Genomic DNA, 15,973 nt, shown 5'->3' with positions numbered 1-15,973 from the left:
ATCCGCCGCTACATCATCTGGCGGAACAAGCACGCCGCCGACGAACGCCTTCGCGATTTCGTCGACAGGGCGAACGTTGCTTGATGCGGCACTAGTGAGATCCATCTCCGAGACAGTGAGCTGCGACATGTTCACGAACACTTCCAGGCGTCCGTACGCGCGGGCGACGGCCGCTGCCGTCACGGCAGCCTCGAGATACTGTGCTGACACGCCTATGCCGAAATACATACGTCCACAACCGGCCAGGGCGTCGGCGACGTCGACCGCGCGCGTCAGGTCTCCGACGACGACCTCGGCTCCCGTCGCGCGCAGCGCCTCCGCTCGCTCGTCCTCGCGATGCACCATGGCGCGGACGCGCAGGCTCCGTTGCCTCAGCCCCTCTACCACAGATCGTCCGACGGCACCGACACTGCCCGCCGCGCCCGTCACCAGTATGGGCAGCGCACTGGCTTCCGGGGTGCCGTCCATAGGAGCAGACTGGGGTGTGCGCTGCCACGGCGCAACCGGAGGCGGCCAGCCTCGTCGAGGTTGTGCCATGCAGTCACCGTCTGGGAAGCAGGTCGGCCAACCGGCCCAAGGAGGATGCTTGTCGCGTTGGCTCCGTCATGCTGGCAGTTCGCAGCACTCGTTCTCAGGTGCTGAGCCTGAGGACGTCCAGCGCAGCCGCGACGTCCTGGCGCGCTGACGTGTCCAGACCACGCAGGGGGCGCGGCAGATTCGGCTCTTTCGTCAAGCCGAGGTGAGACGCAACAGCGGACATGACGCGTAGGGCGCCATGACGGCGGAAGAGCACCCACAACGGCTCGAGTTGATCGGAGAGTTCCGTGGCCCGCCCTGCATGGCCGGCCTGGGCGGCGCGGGTGAGCATGAGAGCGGTCTGGGGGAACATGCCACCGAGGACCGAGTACCAGACGTCGGAGCCGGCGTTCAGGCCGCGGACGGCCGCCCAGTCGCCGCTCACACCGATGGTGACCGTGTCCGGGATCAGCGCCCGCAGCGCATCGATACGGGCCTTGGCCCGGGCGGGTTCGTCGGGCACAGCCGGGATCTTGATCGAGCCCACGTTCGGCAGCCTGGCGATACGGCCGTGCAGGTCGTCGCTGAAGTGCACTTGCGTGGTCCGGGGGTTGTCGTACACGCACAGCGGCACGGACAGCTCACGGGTGACCTCTTCGTACAGGCCGAACACTTCGTCTTCCGTGAGCGGCTGATACGTCATCGGGGCGAGCAACACTGCGTCGGCCCCGGCCTTCTGCGCATCCTCGGCCAGCGCGAGGACCTGCGAGGTACGCAACGCACCGATACCGACCATGACGGGGACACCGTCGGCTGCCTCAACAGCGATCTTCGCGGCACGTGCGCGCTGTTCACGGGTGAGATAGGCGTAACCACCCGTGGAGCCGAGCGCCCCGATGGAGTCCACCCCGGGAGTCCACCCCGGCGGCCGCGAGGCGGGCGACGAGCGCGGCGTACGACGTGTAGTCGACGCCCTGCTCGTCGGTGGGAGTGAGGGGGAAGGCGCTGAGGCCGCGGAACATGACGGCTCCTAGAAGCGATGAGAACGGGCGGTAGCCATTCGGCAGCCGTGTGCCGCCTTCGGCGTGGCGCCTGCAGACGCGACCCGGACCAGGATGCATGCGGCATCCACCTGAGGGTGTCTGACCACGCATTGCCGGGCGTGCACAACAGCTCCCGGAGACCCGTGTCGCCGCCTCCCCAGCGGATCGCGGGTGAGCGCAGCCTGTTTAATATTGCAACTAGTATCACGATGACCTTGCCTGTTCAAGGCGGGTGACCACGGACACGCATCGACACTTAGTGGTTTAATAGTGCAACCAATATCTCGGGAGGGGCTACGGTGCGCAAGACGGACCTCAGCGGGGCTTCCTGTCCTATTGCTCGCTCATTGAGTGACATCGGCGACTGGTGGTCACTGCTCATCGTCCGGGACGCCCTGTCCGGCATGACCCGGTTCAGCGAGTTCCAGCGCAGTCTCGGCTGCGCCAAGAACATCCTCAGCGCCCGCCTGGCCAAGCTTGTCGAACGCGATGTGCTGACCCTTGCTCCGGCGTCCGACGGCAGCGCCTACACCGAGTACCGGCTGACAGACAAAGGGAAGGCCCTGCGGGTCCCCCTCGTCGCACTGCGGCAATGGAGCGAGGACTACCTGTTCGACACGGACGAGGAACGACTCAGCCTCGTCGACAAACGTGACGGCCGACCAGTGGCCCGCCTCGAACTGCACGCCCACGACGGACGTGTCCTGACCCCCGACGACGTCGAGACCCGCACCCTCACCGACTGATCCACTCCTGCCTCGAAGAATGGACAGTTCGAGTCGGGCACCGGCGCCCCGCCCGGCGCCGGCGGAATCCAACACCTGACCCGGCAGCTGGGCAGAACACGTGCCATCGCCGTGCCGAAGCCATCCCACGGCCGCTTTTGGGCTCACCTCGGCGATACCCCAACTTGATCATTTCCTTAGAGGGCGTCTCACGTGGCAAGTTTCGCGAGCTTCTTGTAGCAGGTCAGGGCAGCGGCCAGGCCGAGGATGGCGAGGAAGTGCGAGCCCTTTCGTTCGTATCGGATGGTCAGGCGGCGGTAGCCGAAGAGCCAAGCGATCGACCGCTCGATCTTCCAGCGGTGCCGACCGAGGCGTTCGCCGGACTCGATGCCTGGCCGCGCGATGCGTGCGACGAGCCCACGCTCGCGCAGCCAGATGAGGTGTTCGGCGGAGAAGTACGCCTTGTCCGCGCGGAGTTTCACGGGCCGGCGCCGCCGTGGTCCCCGGCGGGACCGGACTGCGGGGATGCCGAGGATGATCGGCTTGAGGGCGAGACTGTCGTGCATGTTCGCACCTGACACGGCGACGGCGAGCGGGATGCCCTGAGCATCGGACAGAACGTGCAGCTTGCTGCCCTTCTTGCCGCGATCGACCGGGTTCGGCCCTGTCAGCGATCCCCCCTTTTGGCGCGAACCGAGGCCGCGTCGACGATCGCGGAGGTCCAGTCCACTTCGCCCCGGACCCCGAGTTCGTCCAGCACCGCCCGATGCAGCCGACGCCACAGGCCGACCTCGGTCCATACCGCGAAGCGGCGATGCGCGGTGGCGGAGGACGTGCCGAACGTCGGCGGCAGATGCCGCCAGGCACAGCCGCTGGTCAGCACGTACACCACTGCGGTGAACACGGCCCGCTGGTCGCGCGGAGCGGTCCCGCCACCTTGCGGTCGAGCCGCGAACGACGGCAGTAACGGGGCGACCAGCCTCCAGAGCTCATCAGGAACCAGACGCTTCGACAGATCAGCACTCACGGCCGGCATCATGCCGCTCGAACATCAAGCATCAAGTCACGGGGGACAGCCTTCTATGCCTCGACTGATGCCGCCGATCTGGCGGCCTGCTCGATCTTCGCGCAGTAGGCGGTGCGGGCGTCTTCATCGATCTGCATCTCGTGTTCGGGGCGCATCCCGGTTCGGCCGTCCACGCCTTCGCGCAGGATGTCGGCGTGCCCAGCATGCCGGTTGGTCTCGCCGAGGACGTAGACCAGGATGGCGAACAGGTTCGTGTTGGAATAAGGCTCCGGCCACCACGGCACGTGGCCCGGGGCATCGAGGGCAAGCTCGTCGATCGTCGCGTCTGAGTGTTTCCACGTGCGCCGGTAGGACTCGATGATCTGATCGCGCGCCTCGTCCTCAGCCGCCCACAGATCGCTGCCGTCGTGGTCCTGCCACCGGGGCAGCGGTTCTGGGGACGGCCGGTCGAAGACCTCGCCCAAGTACCTGGCCTCGACGCTGGCCACGTGTTTGACCAGGCCGAGGAGGTTGGTCCCGGTCACTGTCAAAGGTCGGCGGGCGTCGTATTCGGACAGGCCGTCGAGCTTCCAGAGCAGCGCCTTGCGGTCCCGCCGCAGTCGCCCGTGCAGCGTGCCCTTCGCGAATTCATCGATCATGCGGCATGAGCCTGCCATGGGCTACTCGTGGCCTCAAGATCCCGTACGTGGATCGCAACGACCGGCAGTGCTGAAACCCGGCCATGGCCACCGCCCCGAGCTACTGAAGAAGCTCGCGGAACTTGCCACGCGAGACAGCCTCTTAGTCCGGAAAAGAGCGCGTGGAGCCAGTCGGCTGCCTGGGGGTGCAGTTCGGTGGGCAGCGGGCCGACTACGGTGGTGATCTTCGGCGTGGAGCTCATTCGGCATCGTCCCTGAGGCGGAGCAACTCGTCGAGTTCGGCGTCGGTCAGGCGGGTGACATAGTTGTCGTCGCTGGGTCGACGCTTTCTGCCAGGGCACGTTTGCGGTTGATGAGTTCGGCGATCCGCTCTTCGACCGTGCCGCGGGTGACGAATTTGTGCACGTGCACCGGTCGAGGCTCGACATCGCCGCGGACAACCGCTTCCAGAGCAATCCGGGCGGCGTACGCCCACGGTGACAACCCGGGAACAGGCTGCATCCGGTTTGTCCACGGCCATCAGCAGCGGCAGGGCCTGAGCCGTTGCAACCTCGACAGCCGGCACCGTCGCCTCGCGCAGCCCGTACTGTCCCGGGCACACGACCGTGAGCATGTCGCCGCTGGGCTTTTCGTCCAGCTCATCGACGGCATCAGGACGCCACGGGGCGAACCGACCAGCCCGTGGAAGCCGCGAGGGAAGGAACACCCCCACCCAGCGATGCGGTTCCAACAGCACGGACGCCACGTCCGCATCTCCCAGCGTATTCACGCCGTCCCCCACCAAGGTTCCCGTCCTTCAGGTCACCCCAGCTGAGGAAGAGGACGAGTTCCAAGTGGTGGGTGGGTCGTGGGTCGTCATTCTTTCAGGTCGCGTGCTGCTTCGGCCAAGGAGCGCAGTCCTTCCCCTCCTCCGGCCAGGGGCGACGCGGTATCCGGCGGTCATGAAGGCGATGACGTGGGCCATGGCGCCGAAGTTGGTGCGGCACAGGACGGCGTCTGGGTGGGTGACGGAGCCGATTTCCGTGGGCACGGTGGGGGTGCCGGTGAGCCGGATGGGAGCGTTGGCCAGGTGCCGCCAGGGATTGGCTTCTGCTGCGAGGTCTGGTCCGAAGCGGAAGGGCTGCGACAGGGTCAGTTGGGTGCCGTTGAAGCCGGTCATGACGTCTTTGGCGCCGCTCCAGTGGTAGATGGCCTGGGCGGAGTCGCGGACCATGACGAGTTGGGCGTAGTCGGCGTTGGGCGAGGAAGATCGCCTCGACGACGGGGTCGGTGTCCTGCGCTTCGTCCAGGAGCAGGTAGTCGGCGTCGAGTTTGCTGGCGGCGACGGGGCTGGTCGGCGAGGGTGGCGACGGTAGGGCGCATACGTGCCCGCTACCGCAGCAAGGGTTGGTGGACCGCCGGGCGGTGAGGGAGCGGGCGGCGGTGGGGCGGGCCGATGAGCGGGTGGTCGCGGCGATAAGGCAGGTGCTGAGGGGGCAGCGGGAGCGGTCGACGGGCAGGAGGTACACGCCCGCGTGGGCGACGCAGCGTGCGGCGGCCGCGACCCGCTCGACGCAGCCGCCAGAGGCCGGGGGCGCGACTCAAATGGGTTCGGGCAACCGACCGGTAATCGAGTTGAACCGGTGCTGGTGGGCGGAGAGACTTACGCGGTGATCACGGAGCTGTCCCCCCGCAATCTGACCTGGGACGAGGTGGATCCCGCCCGTCATCCGTTCGACAGAGAATCGGCGGCTCGAGTGGTGAGATCGCTCAGGCCCGCCGGGCGGGTGCCCCGACGCCCCGACGTACCGCCGGGTGACCGGGCCCTGCACGAATGGAGCTGGGACGTGGCCAGACCCTGGTCCGACGCCATGACGTACGCCCTGGCCGAGCACTACGGCCCCTGGGTCGCCGGCTGGCGATGGGCGCACGACGAAGGGGACTTCGACGGGGGTCCGGTCGGCAGCTGGTGCTGCCCCCAGCACTCGGTCACCACCCCGGACGAGACCCTCGATCGCGTGACCGCGGCGCTGCGCGAGTGGCGTGAGTGGCTGGAGAGCCTGGCCACACGATTCGAGGCCTACCCGCTGGACCTGGCCGACATCGACGACCAGCGGATCTTGTGGGACCGCACCGCCCACAACCTGATCCTGCACGTCACCGACCGCACCGGCTGCGGCAGCGCCTGGTACGGGCACTGCCATCAGGTACTCAGCTGGTTCCTCACCCGCTGGGGCGTCGCGGCCGACGACGCCGAGCACCTGGTGGACCGGGCGATCGGCGGCCGGTTCAAGAGCTGGACCGGCCCCGACCTGGTACTGGTCGAGGACATCGCCGAGCGGCTCGCGGCCTCCGTGCGGCCGCACGCGGACGCCCGGGCCGCCGAGTCGCCGCTGCCCGACCACCTGGAGCGCTGGCTCGCGGTGCGGGAAGCCGTGCCGTGGCAGGCGGCCCAGGACAGCACCGGGGACGGACCGGTGACGCCGTCCCGCGACGGAGCGGCGGAGGAGATCCGCGCCTTCGACGCAATCCTGGACCCCGCCCGCGGACAGGGCCTGCTCACCGCCCTGGAGCTGATGCGGGCCGACGCCGCGCGCGGCGCCCGGCTCGACTTCGACCTGATCCAGGGCTGGCAACGACACGTCCTCGGCACGCCCGGGCCGCCGCCGTTGCGCACCTTGGCCGCCTTCGCCAAGGGCGGCCGGGAACGGTACGGCATAGGCCCGGACACCCGAGCACGCCTCGACGCCTGCCTGGCCGAGAGCGCGAAGGACGCCGCCCGGCCCCTCCCGCTGACCGCCCGGGCCGCACGCGCCTTCCTCGACGTCTGCTTCTTCCACCCCTTCGACGACGGCAACGGCCGCTCCGCCCTCCTCACCTGCCTCTTCGTCCTGGCCCGCGAGGGTGTCGCGTTCGACGGCGTGCGGCTGCTGCGCCGTGTCTCCTTCCAGGCCGACGAGCCGCGGGACGCGCTGACCCTCGCCGGGTACATCGACCTCCACCTGCGCGAGACCCGGAGAAGGACCACCGACCCGGACTCCTGAACGGCCTGCGGCCGTCCCGCTCCGACCGGTGACCCCGGCCGCTACGTCCCACCCGGCTCGGCGACCCCCTCAAACGCCAGCTGCTTCGCGGCGGCCAGGATTCAGTCGCGCGGCACCAAGACCAGGGACTCACCGTCACCGATCGAGACGCCCAGCTCGTTCATCCGCTCCGCCTCCGGATCGGTCAGGGGATGCAGCTGCCCGATCACAAAGAAGTCGCCGTCGTCCCGCTCCACGGCATCCGGGCAGTTGTTCGCTCCGACGGACCCGCGCTCGGCAGCCGTCGATCCGATACGGCGCATGAGGTTCCTTGCGGTGACACGATCGGTGTTATGAACACCAATACGGACTGGACCTACCGGGTGTTCGAGCCGCACGGGTCCGAGGGCTGGCGCCCCTACGGCAGCGACCCCGAACAATGGCACGGCGTGATCACCGCCGCCGACACGGACGAAGGCGCCAAGCACGCCATCGGCCGCATCGTCGCCGACCTCATGACCGAGTGGGAGAGGACCGGCCTCCACCACGCGATGCATGTGCGCGTCTTCCTCTGGCACGACGAGGCGGGCGAGATGGAGGATGCGGACTTCGTCGTAGAGGTCCGGCCCCGGTCGGACTTCGACACAGCGTGACGGATCAGAACGCTCAGCAGCCGAAATCCGCATCGGCGGCAACCCACCCGCGGGCACCGACACCCTGGATCAAGGGAACCGCAGGTACGACCTCCCTGTGGCGGAGATGAGGGCACCCCTCGGCACCGCGCAAGACCTCCCCCACACACAACGAAAACGCCGCCCAGCACAGCCAAGCAATAGCAGACCACGGCCAAGATCAATAAGCAACGCGACAACCACGCCACACCAACGCACGAGCAAAGTCAATGCAGAGCTACTGACTTCGGCTCGTCAAGGTGACGCTGGTTCGTCGAGGGTCATGCCGGTGCCGGCTATGAAGCCGTCGAGAGTGCCGGGCCGGTACTGAAGGCGTTTGAGCCGGTTGCGAACGAGCCCACCGGCGCTCTTCCACCCTCGCTGTGCACTGCGGCACCGCAACCTCGGCTTCACTGTCCAACTTGCCACTACACACGAGGCGTTGCCGCTCCTAGAGTGGCCTTCGAACGCAAACCGCGCCTCGGTCAACCTGGCCCTACTCCTGCGCGCAAGGCCGCCTCAACCAGCGACGCACGACTGTCCGGGGAACGCCGACGGGCTCCCTGGCACGCTCGACACATGATCTTGCAGTTCCGCGCGTCACCGAGTAGAACCGGCTGCTCATGACCCCCTTCGGGACCCATCCGCCCTCTCGGCAAGAAGGTATTCGATCATGAAACTGCGCCGATTACTCACCACCTCCGTCGCGGCTGCCGTTGCCGTCCTCGGGTTCGCAGGCAGCGCCACGAGTGCCCACGCCGACGCGCTCCCGGCCTACTGGGCGGTGATTACTACCGCCGATCACGTCGGTGTCTACTGGCAGCCCTACGACACGCCCGGCAATAAGGTGGGCCTTACCGACGACAGCAACGGAGGCTCGGTGTTGATCGATTGCTGGGTCTCCGCCGGCCAGGTCGGCACTGCCGGAGACGTGTGGTACCGCACCTGGAAGGTCAATTACCCACCCCCGGGGGGTTCCACTGTCACCAACACTGGCACCCAACCGTGGTGGACCTTCGCTCCGTATGTCAACGGCGCATGGCATTTCCACAACCACATCGTGCCGCAGTGCTGATGACGCCCTGAGCTTGCCGACGTTGGCCCCACCATATGGCCCTGCTGCAGGGGCCACTGGCCGATGTGCGCGGTGTGGCGATGGCGCCACGTCTCGTCGGACACGATCAGCCCGGGGATGCTGCGCACCTTGTGCAGCACGATCGCGTCGCGGACCGTGTCGGAGTGCTGCATCTGGTCGAAGACCGTGCCGTTATCCGCCGCGTCGAACGCCTCGCGCAGGTTGGTTTCCGTAGCCATCCAGGCGGCTTCGCTGGAGCCGGAGGCGTAGCGCACGAAGTGCCGGAACTTCCCGCAGCCTGCCGGAACCCGCTTCGTCGGCTTGGCATGCAAGTACGCGCGGTTGAGGCTGATTATCAGGCACCCGCCTTTGGAGCCAATCGGCTCGGCGAACTGGTCAAGGAGCACCCGTGACACGACGTGCTGGTCGGGCTTGAACTGCTGCGACTCGTGGGAGACCTCCCTCACCAAACGGTCGTATTGGGCCGGTGTGGGCGGAGGGATGTATCTGAACGAAAGCACGAGTACAGGCTGGCACGCGGCATAGCCCGCCTTGCGGCGGTTTTCTGCCGTCCGACGGTCGGATCACTGGCTTGCTTTCACCCACGGCCCCGAACCTCAGGTCGACCAGTTGGATGCAGGACGCGACGTGTGGGCAGACCTGCGAAGTCCCGGCGCACTGGCCGGCCTCAACTGGCGCCGTGATGCGGTACTCCTCGATCCAATCGGCGACCGCCAGGCCCGCGACTTGCTGGGCAACCCGCTCCTGCAGATCCACCACAGGCAGGGGATGACCTGTGTCCTGGACTCCGCCCAAGCCCTTTGCCGACTACGCGGAACCATCGACGACCCGCTGGTCACCCCGGACACCCACGACTGTCGGCCCTGGTGCCGCAACGTCGCCCGCACCGACCGCGACATCCAGCACCTGCGCCAGCACCACCGCGAACTCGCCGCCGTCGCCCCACTCATCCGGCACGACCGCGAACGCCACGAACTGACGCACCTGCAACGGATCCTCGACGCCCACGAACCGGAGAACCACCAGTGACCGACGCCGCCCCCGCTGCCGGCGATCCGGTCCGCGCCGCGATGAACCGCGTCCTGTCCGGCACCCCCTGCGCTCCAGCGGACGCCTCAGCGTCTCTCAGCTCGCTATCGAGGCGGTCGTCAAACGCTGGCACCTCACCCACCAGCACCTTGATCTCAACGAACTCTTCCAGGCCTGAGTGAAATCCCGGGAGACTACCCTTGAGGCGTTCAGCCGCACGCTCAGCGAGCACGAGCAGCTCACGAAGAAGTGCGCCGACCTCCGCCAGCAATGCGCTGGGTTTGTAGGCGAGACCTGGTTCTGGCTCGCTTCAGCCAGAACCTGCCCTCCGGCAGCGCGCGGCCCCTCGGCAAAGGACAGGCCTTGACCACCTGGTGCGTGGCGATTCTGATCCCTGTGGCATTCGAAGGCAACGGGCCGAAGGTAAGCCATCGTGCATCGGCTCCTGCGGTCCCCGGAACCGGGCCGGTGAGGTAGTAACTGCCATCCGGCGGGTCCGTGTTGAACCCGCAGCCACCCGCATTCCAGTCCCGTCCGGTTGGGGCCGTCGCAGATGATGCTGGTCTGCGCGGAGAGGTAGAACACTCGGCGCAGGCGGCGGCTGTAGCGCTGGAGTCGGCGGAGGTTGCCGGTGCGGCGTCCGGAGTCTTTGGCGACGGGGACGAGGCCGGCGGCAGAGGCGAGGTGACCGGCGTCCGGGTAGGCGGCCAAGTCGCCTGCCGCGACGAGGAACTCGGCGCCCACGATGAGGCCGATCCCCGGCACCGACTCGATGACCGCGGCCTGCGGATGAGTGCGGAAGTCGTCGCTGATCTGCCGGTCGAGCTGCTTGAGCCGTTCGTCGCCGTGGGGCCATGCTCGCGGCGCGGGCAGTGCTAAGGTTCCGGTAGGCGAAGTGCGGCGTCGGAACGCTTCGCCAGTCACTGCGGTGGCCCTGAGGCGCGAGTACCGGAACGCATCCGGTCGAGGTTGAGCGCCCTGCGGCACCGCGTTGCACGTCAGCCGGGCTGTAACCGGCTCGTGGTCGTCTCGCGGGTCGCCGACGTGCCTGTGCTCACCCTCGCCGGGGCTGATCTTGCGAGAGGAAGCACATCATGACCACTCTGGTCATCGGAGCCCGAGGTGGCGTCGGCCGCCATGTCGTCGACCAGCTGCTCGCTGTCGGTGAACCCGTTCGTGCCTCGGTGCGCGACCCTCGGGCTGATGCCGACCTGCCTGCCGCGGCCGAAGTCGTGACCGCCGACCTCACCCGGCTCGACACGCTGCGCCCAGCACTCGACGGCGTGCGCCGGGTGTTTCTCTACGCCCCGCCGGCCAGGGCCGAAGGCTTTGCCACGGTGGCCGCCGAGGTGGGACTTGAACGCGTCGTGCTGCTCTCCTCCGGCAGTGTTCTGCTGCCGGGCATGGAGCACAACGCGATCGCCCAGGAGCACCGTGCGGTCGAGGACGCGCTGTCAGCCGCCGGCCTGCCCTGGACGCCGGTGCGGCCCCTGGTCCTGGCAAGCAACAGCCTGCGCTGGGCGGAGTCGATCAGGTCGAGTGGCACAGTGCGGCTGGTCCACCCCGACGCCGTCACGGCGCCGGTCCACGAACGCGACGTCGCCGCCGTCGCGGTCACGGTACTGGGTGTCGGTGCCGAGGATGCGGTGGCGACCGCTCCATCGAGCGCGGCCGTGCTGACAGGACCCGAACTGATCTCGCAGCGCCGCCAGGTGGAACAGATCGGGCAGGCGATCGGCAGGACTCTGCGTATCGAGGAACTCTCCCCGGATCAGGCCCGCGAGCACTACGGTCGCTTTTCCGACCCAGCAACTGTCGACGCGATCTTGCAGTTCCTTTCCCTGGCCGCAACAGGCGGGTCGCCGTGTACACCGACCGTGCGGCGTGTGCTGGGTCGGCCCGGCCTCAGCTTCGCGCACTGGGCCCGCGACCACGCAAAGGACTTCGGCTGAAGACCCACGGCCGCTGACCCCCAAGGTCTCGGACACGCCACAGCCATCAGCATCCGTCCTGGGCGGTGCTACGGTCCCCGGGGTTCGGCACCGGACACGGCTGCGCCACGGCCCGGTGGCCCGCAGCGGTCAACGTTCGCTGTCACAGCGTGGTGGGCGCTTCGGGGCATGCGGGCGGGGGTGTCACAGACCCCCAAGAGCCGCCCGGCCGCACCGCACTACTGGCGACGCCAGAATCTGCGAGCCGTAACCCTTGCCGATCTGAGGTGGCCGGGGTCGCTGAGTGGGGAGACGTCCGCGAGATCCATGCCGTCAGCCCACCCGGCACCCCCGACCCGACTGACGGCCACAGCCCCCACCATCGGTCACGATCCGGCAACATGCGCACTCGACTGCCGTGGTCGGGTCCGTGGTCGGCCCGACCACGGGTGTCCCGCGGGTGTTCCGGGTGGATGCGCAATCGCGGCTGCGCAACGAACGCGGTCCTGCTTGCTCAGGCGCCGCGCAACGGAAGTGGTCGGGGCTGTGGTCGGCCCGACCACGAGCCCAGCCACGGGTTTTGTGTCCCCATCGTGACCGTGGTCGGGCCTTCATGGTCGGTGGTCGGGTCGGGTCCGGCGGGTTTTCTCGAGGTCGGCAAGTACACGTTCTGACCTGGGAGTTTGACCATGTCCCCGGACAAGCAGACCTCGGAGAGCGAGGCTGCTGCTCCGATGGCCGCGGGCGCCCGGCTGGAGAAGATGCGGCGTCGCGTGCGCCTGTCGCGTCTGGCCTTGTTCACCGCGATCGCGGCCGGGCCCGTCGCCCTGGGCGTCGCGGTAATGCGTAGATGCGGTCCCACGGCGGGAAGTCGACGGGCATCGCGCGCCACTTGATCCCGTTGTCCACGAGATGCCGGATCGCATCGAGCATGGCCCGGTGGCAATACGCCTCCGGCCGGCCGCCCCGGCCACGCATCCAGCCCGGCACCGGCAGTAGCGGCAGGACCCGGGCCCACTCCGCGTCCGTCATGTCCGTCGGATACCGCCGCTCACGCATCGGGGTGTCGGCGGCGTTCCCGAACCGGTGAGCCAGACAGTCACACGCGAGAGTGACCGAAATGGACTCCGTCTCCGCGGTGGCATACAACTGCAACAACAGCGCCTCCTGGCAGACGAGTTGGCGTAGACACCCTCCGAGCTGGCTACCAAGAGACCCTGTTCCCATGCCCGGCACCGGCCGCAATCACCCGATCGAGACTCCCGTTCGACGGACACCACTCAAGATCGAAAAGACGACAGCTCAAAGCCATGGGCGCAATGGCCGAATGGCGAACCGACGCCTCGACCGCGTCTACCCGGGTCCTGTTCGTGGACGCCATCAACATCAAGATCAGGGACGGGCAGGTCGCAAACCGTCCCATCTACGTGGTGATGGCGGTGACCGTGGGCGGCACCCGCGACATCCTCCGCATCTGGGCCGGCGACGGGGGCGAGGGCGCCAAGTTCGGTCTGAAGCGGGGCTGCGCGTAACGTCAGTCGGTCCAGGTAGCGGTGGCGGGCGTCGGACGACCGCAGACCCCATGCCAGCAGCATGCCGGTGACCAGTGCTGTCACGTGGCCGACGGGAGTGACCCCCAGCGTGGTCAGGCCGCTCGTGATGCGCGGTGCGCGCACCGCGAGCGCGGCGAGCGCGGTCCATCGGTGCCATCGCCGGGCTCCCGCTGCCACCACGGCGGCCAGGGCCGAGACGATCACGTAGGACGGGCCGACGTCCAGCGTCGCACGCAGCGCAGGGTCTGCTTGGCCGGCCGCGATCCGCGCTGCCAGCAGCCCTTCGCTCACCAGTGTGCCGAGGACCTGGCCGGCCGCGATCAGCGCGACCGCCCGCATGTTGCCGAACCGGATCACGAGTAACGCCAGCATGGCCCCGGCCAGGGCGATGCTGCGCAGACAGGCCCAGGGATCGGCGCCGAACAGGAAGGCGGAGGCGATGAGCGCCTCCACAGGATGATCACCCATATTGGCCAGGTTGGTCGATGCCCAGGCGTTCACCGCGTGATCACCGCCGTACGTCAGGGACGACGCGGCGGCGAGCAGGGCGAAGCCCCAGGGCACAGGGGGAAGCCATCGGCGGGCGGGCGTCCGGGAGAGATCCATGTGGCCGACCCTGGCAGAGGTTGCCCGCCCCGCGGATCTGGCCACGGAATGACCGGCTGATCTCTGTCTCTGGACAGAGGCGGATGATCGCCCTCCCGGCTAGGGTCGGATGCGTGCGAGGCATGATGGTGAGGCATGACGCGGGGCCCTATGCCAGGAGACTGACGCCGACTCAGCTGATCGGGCTGGATGTGCCTTTGGCCATGGTCCTGATGGCGTCGAACGTCTTGTGGTGGACGCTTGGCACGCACCGCACGGGCTGGCCGGCATGGCAGACCGTGCTGACGTGCTCGTTGGGCGTGGCCGTCGCCGTCCGGCGGCTGCTGCCACTGCCTGCACTGGCGGTGGCTTCGGTGATGATGGCCACCGACGGCGCGCTCAGCCTGACAGGGGTGCTGGCGACTGCCTTGCTGGTGTACGGGGTGGCGGTCGCTCGACCCACGCGTGTCGCGGCGTACGCGAGCGCGGTGGCGGGCGCCGCACAACTCGCCTTGATGGTCCCTATGCAGGGCGTAACAGGGCACGACTACTGGGGGTGGCCGGGGATGAGCCAAAGCCTCATCGTCGAGGCCGCCGCCTGGGCGATCGGGTGGTCCACCAGACGGGGCCGCGCCTATTCCCAGGGCCTGGTCGAGCAGGCCGAGGAGCGGTCACGACGCACGCTTGTCGAGGAACGCATACGCATCGCCCGGGAGTTGCACGACGTCGTCGCGCACAGCCTGAGCGTCATCGCAGTGCAGGCGGGCGTCGGCCACCATGTGATCGGCAGCCGACCCGACGAGGCCGCGAAGTCCCTCTCCGCGATCGAGACCACCAGCAGGGCCGCGCTCGGGGAGCTGCGCTCCCTGCTGGGTGTCCTGCGCGATGACGACGGCGCCGAATGGCTGCCCGGCGGCCTCGACGACCTGAACACACTCCTGGAACAGACCCGACGGGCCGGGGTGCGGGTCGAGTTGACGATCAACGGTCACCCGCACGCCCTGCCCCGAGGTGTGGACCGTGCCGCCTACCGCATCGTGCAGGAAGCCCTGACCAACGTCGTCAAGCATGCCCGTACCGGCCATGCCCGGGCGACGGTCGCCTACGCGCCGGGCGAGGTCGCTCTCACGGTCGTCGATGCCGGGGCCGGCCGCACGACCACCCCGATCACCGAGGGCCACGGCCTGACCGGCATGAGGGAACGCGCCGCCGTCTACGGCGGCGAGGTTCACGCGGGCCCGCTGTCGCCGCACGGCTTTCGCATCACCGCCCGGCTGCCGTACGCCACGGACGAGCGAACAGCCCAACTCTCCGTGGGCGCCGATCTGGAGGGCGCATGACGGTGCGGGTCGTCGTGGTGGACGACGAGACGCTGGTGCGTGCCGGGTTCCGTGTGCTGATCGAGTCGGAAAACGATCTCCAGGTCGTCGGCGAGGCGGCCGACGGGACCCAGGCGGTCAGGGTGATCCGCGAACTGCGCCCCGATGTAGCCCTGATGGACATCCGGATGCCCGGGCTCAATGGCATCGAGGCCATCCGCAGCCTGCTCGGCGGCCCGTCTCCGGTGCCCGTCCACGTCCTGGTGCTCACCACCTTCGACCTGGACGAGTACGTCTTCGAGGCGCTCCGCGCAGGCGCCGCGGGCTTTCTCCTCAAGGACACTCCACCCGCACGCCTGATCGACGCCGTGCGGGTGATCGCCACTGGGGAGTCGCTACTGTCACCCGGCGTCACCCGCAAGCTCATCGAGACCTACGTCCGCCGCCCCGGCTACCCCGGCCCGGTCACCCGCAACCTGGACGGGGTGACCGGCCGCGAGCGTGACGTGCTGAGCCTGATCGCACGTGGCCTGTCCAACAACGAAATCGCAGCCGAGCTGTATCTGACCGTCGGCACGGTCAAGACCCACGTCAGCCATTTGCTGACGAAGCTGGGGGCCAGGGACCGGGCCCAACTCGTCATCGCCGCCTACGAAAGCGGACTGGCAGGGCCCGCACGTGGTTGAAGCAGGACGAGCAGGACCCAGTTGTGGGACAGGAGATTCACGCCTCGGCCGGTGCGATCCACGCGGGGCACGACACAGCCCAGCCACCCACGGATGGGTCAATCGGCTTGACGCCCGTCCCAGCGAGCCGGAGGTACCCCACCCCGATGCCC

Annotated in this window: 14 protein-coding genes and 7 pseudogenes; 9 read left to right on the top strand and 12 right to left on the bottom strand. The window is 68.3% G+C overall.

What is annotated here, in order from left to right; all coding sequences use genetic code 11:
- Positions 1 to 84, top strand: a pseudogene (locus ACWCQS_RS07245) (transposase); the annotation flags it as partial.
- A 30-nt stretch (positions 85 to 114) separates the two neighbouring features.
- Here the strand turns inward: ACWCQS_RS07245 and ACWCQS_RS07240 are convergent.
- A pseudogene (locus ACWCQS_RS07240) lies at positions 115 to 468 on the bottom strand (NAD(P)H-binding protein); the annotation flags it as partial.
- A 163-nt stretch (positions 469 to 631) separates the two neighbouring features.
- Positions 632 to 1,423: a dihydrodipicolinate synthase family protein gene (locus ACWCQS_RS07235; protein WP_451003498.1), complete on the bottom strand. Its 792-nt coding sequence runs from the start codon at positions 1,421 to 1,423 to the stop codon at positions 632 to 634.
- Positions 1,424 to 1,906: 483 nt separating this feature from the next.
- Here ACWCQS_RS07235 and ACWCQS_RS07230 point away from each other — a divergent pair, with 483 nt between their 5' ends.
- Complete coding sequence (locus ACWCQS_RS07230; protein ID WP_451003497.1) at positions 1,907 to 2,305, top strand: winged helix-turn-helix transcriptional regulator; 399 nt, start codon at positions 1,907 to 1,909, stop codon at positions 2,303 to 2,305.
- Between the two features lie 188 nt (positions 2,306 to 2,493).
- Here the strand turns inward: ACWCQS_RS07230 and ACWCQS_RS07225 are convergent.
- The 4 genes and pseudogenes from ACWCQS_RS07225 to ACWCQS_RS07210 all read right to left on the bottom strand — a co-directional run.
- Positions 2,494 to 3,311 (bottom strand): IS5 family transposase gene (locus ACWCQS_RS07225; RefSeq protein ID WP_451003496.1). Its coding sequence is split into 2 segments (ribosomal slippage): positions 2,494 to 2,969 and positions 2,969 to 3,311, totalling 819 coding nucleotides; the frame shifts between segments, so codons are not numbered across the junction.
- A gap of 53 nt (positions 3,312 to 3,364) precedes the next feature.
- Positions 3,365 to 3,949: a DinB family protein gene (locus ACWCQS_RS07220; protein WP_451003495.1), complete on the bottom strand. Its 585-nt coding sequence runs from the start codon at positions 3,947 to 3,949 to the stop codon at positions 3,365 to 3,367.
- 288 nt (positions 3,950 to 4,237) lie between these two features.
- The gene (locus tag ACWCQS_RS07215) at positions 4,238 to 4,450 is read right to left on the bottom strand and encodes a hypothetical protein (protein ID WP_451003494.1); all 213 of its coding nucleotides are present in this window, start codon (positions 4,448 to 4,450) and stop codon (positions 4,238 to 4,240) included.
- Positions 4,451 to 4,740: 290 nt separating this feature from the next.
- Positions 4,741 to 5,262: pseudogene (locus ACWCQS_RS07210) on the bottom strand (UvrD-helicase domain-containing protein); the annotation flags it as partial.
- A 513-nt stretch (positions 5,263 to 5,775) separates the two neighbouring features.
- Between ACWCQS_RS07210 and ACWCQS_RS07205 the strand changes: the two are divergent.
- Positions 5,776 to 6,972, top strand: a complete 1,197-nt coding sequence (locus ACWCQS_RS07205; protein ID WP_451003493.1) for a Fic family protein — start codon at positions 5,776 to 5,778, stop codon at positions 6,970 to 6,972.
- A gap of 101 nt (positions 6,973 to 7,073) precedes the next feature.
- Here ACWCQS_RS07205 and ACWCQS_RS07200 read toward each other — a convergent pair whose 3' ends face one another.
- Positions 7,074 to 7,274, bottom strand: a complete 201-nt coding sequence (locus tag ACWCQS_RS07200) for a hypothetical protein (protein ID WP_451003492.1) — start codon at positions 7,272 to 7,274, stop codon at positions 7,074 to 7,076.
- 30 nt (positions 7,275 to 7,304) lie between these two features.
- On the opposite strand from ACWCQS_RS07200, the gene ACWCQS_RS07195 reads away from it, so the two are divergent.
- Positions 7,305 to 7,604 (top strand): hypothetical protein, encoded by a 300-nt coding sequence (locus ACWCQS_RS07195; protein WP_451003491.1) that lies wholly within the window; start codon positions 7,305 to 7,307, stop codon positions 7,602 to 7,604.
- Positions 7,605 to 7,877: 273 nt separating this feature from the next.
- Here the strand turns inward: ACWCQS_RS07195 and ACWCQS_RS07190 are convergent.
- Both ACWCQS_RS07190 and ACWCQS_RS07185 read right to left on the bottom strand, forming a co-directional pair.
- Positions 7,878 to 7,979 (bottom strand): annotated as a pseudogene (locus tag ACWCQS_RS07190) (transposase); the annotation flags it as partial.
- A 600-nt stretch (positions 7,980 to 8,579) separates the two neighbouring features.
- Positions 8,580 to 9,164, bottom strand: coding sequence for a hypothetical protein (locus tag ACWCQS_RS07185; RefSeq protein WP_451003490.1), 585 nt, complete (start codon positions 9,162 to 9,164; stop codon positions 8,580 to 8,582).
- Positions 9,165 to 9,345: 181 nt separating this feature from the next.
- Between ACWCQS_RS07185 and ACWCQS_RS07180 the strand changes: the two genes are divergently transcribed.
- The gene (locus ACWCQS_RS07180) at positions 9,346 to 9,747 is read left to right on the top strand and encodes a hypothetical protein (protein ID WP_451003489.1); all 402 of its coding nucleotides are present in this window, start codon (positions 9,346 to 9,348) and stop codon (positions 9,745 to 9,747) included.
- 534 nt (positions 9,748 to 10,281) lie between these two features.
- Here the strand turns inward: ACWCQS_RS07180 and ACWCQS_RS07175 are convergent.
- Positions 10,282 to 10,572: pseudogene (locus tag ACWCQS_RS07175) on the bottom strand (transposase); the annotation flags it as partial.
- 269 nt (positions 10,573 to 10,841) lie between these two features.
- On the opposite strand from ACWCQS_RS07175, the gene ACWCQS_RS07170 reads away from it, so the two are divergent.
- Entirely contained in the window at positions 10,842 to 11,699 is an 858-nt protein-coding gene (locus ACWCQS_RS07170; protein ID WP_451003488.1) for an NAD(P)H-binding protein, read from the top strand.
- Between the two features lie 777 nt (positions 11,700 to 12,476).
- On the opposite strand, the gene ACWCQS_RS07165 is transcribed toward ACWCQS_RS07170, so the two are convergent.
- Positions 12,477 to 12,656: a transposase gene (locus ACWCQS_RS07165; RefSeq protein WP_451003530.1), complete on the bottom strand. Its 180-nt coding sequence runs from the start codon at positions 12,654 to 12,656 to the stop codon at positions 12,477 to 12,479.
- 326 nt (positions 12,657 to 12,982) lie between these two features.
- Here ACWCQS_RS07165 and ACWCQS_RS07160 point away from each other — a divergent pair.
- Positions 12,983 to 13,186 (top strand): annotated as a pseudogene (locus ACWCQS_RS07160) (transposase); the annotation flags it as partial.
- A 96-nt stretch (positions 13,187 to 13,282) separates the two neighbouring features.
- Here ACWCQS_RS07160 and ACWCQS_RS07155 read toward each other — a convergent pair.
- Positions 13,283 to 13,837, bottom strand: a pseudogene (locus tag ACWCQS_RS07155) (rhomboid-like protein); the annotation flags it as partial.
- A 212-nt stretch (positions 13,838 to 14,049) separates the two neighbouring features.
- Here ACWCQS_RS07155 and ACWCQS_RS07150 point away from each other — a divergent pair.
- Positions 14,050 to 15,156: a sensor histidine kinase gene (locus ACWCQS_RS07150; RefSeq protein WP_451003487.1), complete on the top strand. Its 1,107-nt coding sequence runs from the start codon at positions 14,050 to 14,052 to the stop codon at positions 15,154 to 15,156.
- Positions 15,153 to 15,821 carry a response regulator gene (locus ACWCQS_RS07145; protein ID WP_451003486.1) on the top strand — a complete coding sequence of 223 codons (669 nt, stop codon included), beginning with the start codon at positions 15,153 to 15,155 and terminating at the stop codon, positions 15,819 to 15,821. The genes ACWCQS_RS07150 and ACWCQS_RS07145 overlap by 4 nt, the downstream gene beginning before the upstream one ends.
- Positions 15,822 to 15,973: the final 152 nt, after the last annotated feature.

The organism is Streptomyces sp. NPDC002076 (assembly GCF_053593835.1).
The sequence above is the reverse complement of the archived record's forward strand: the minus strand, read 5'-3'. Positions and strand labels throughout refer to the sequence as shown.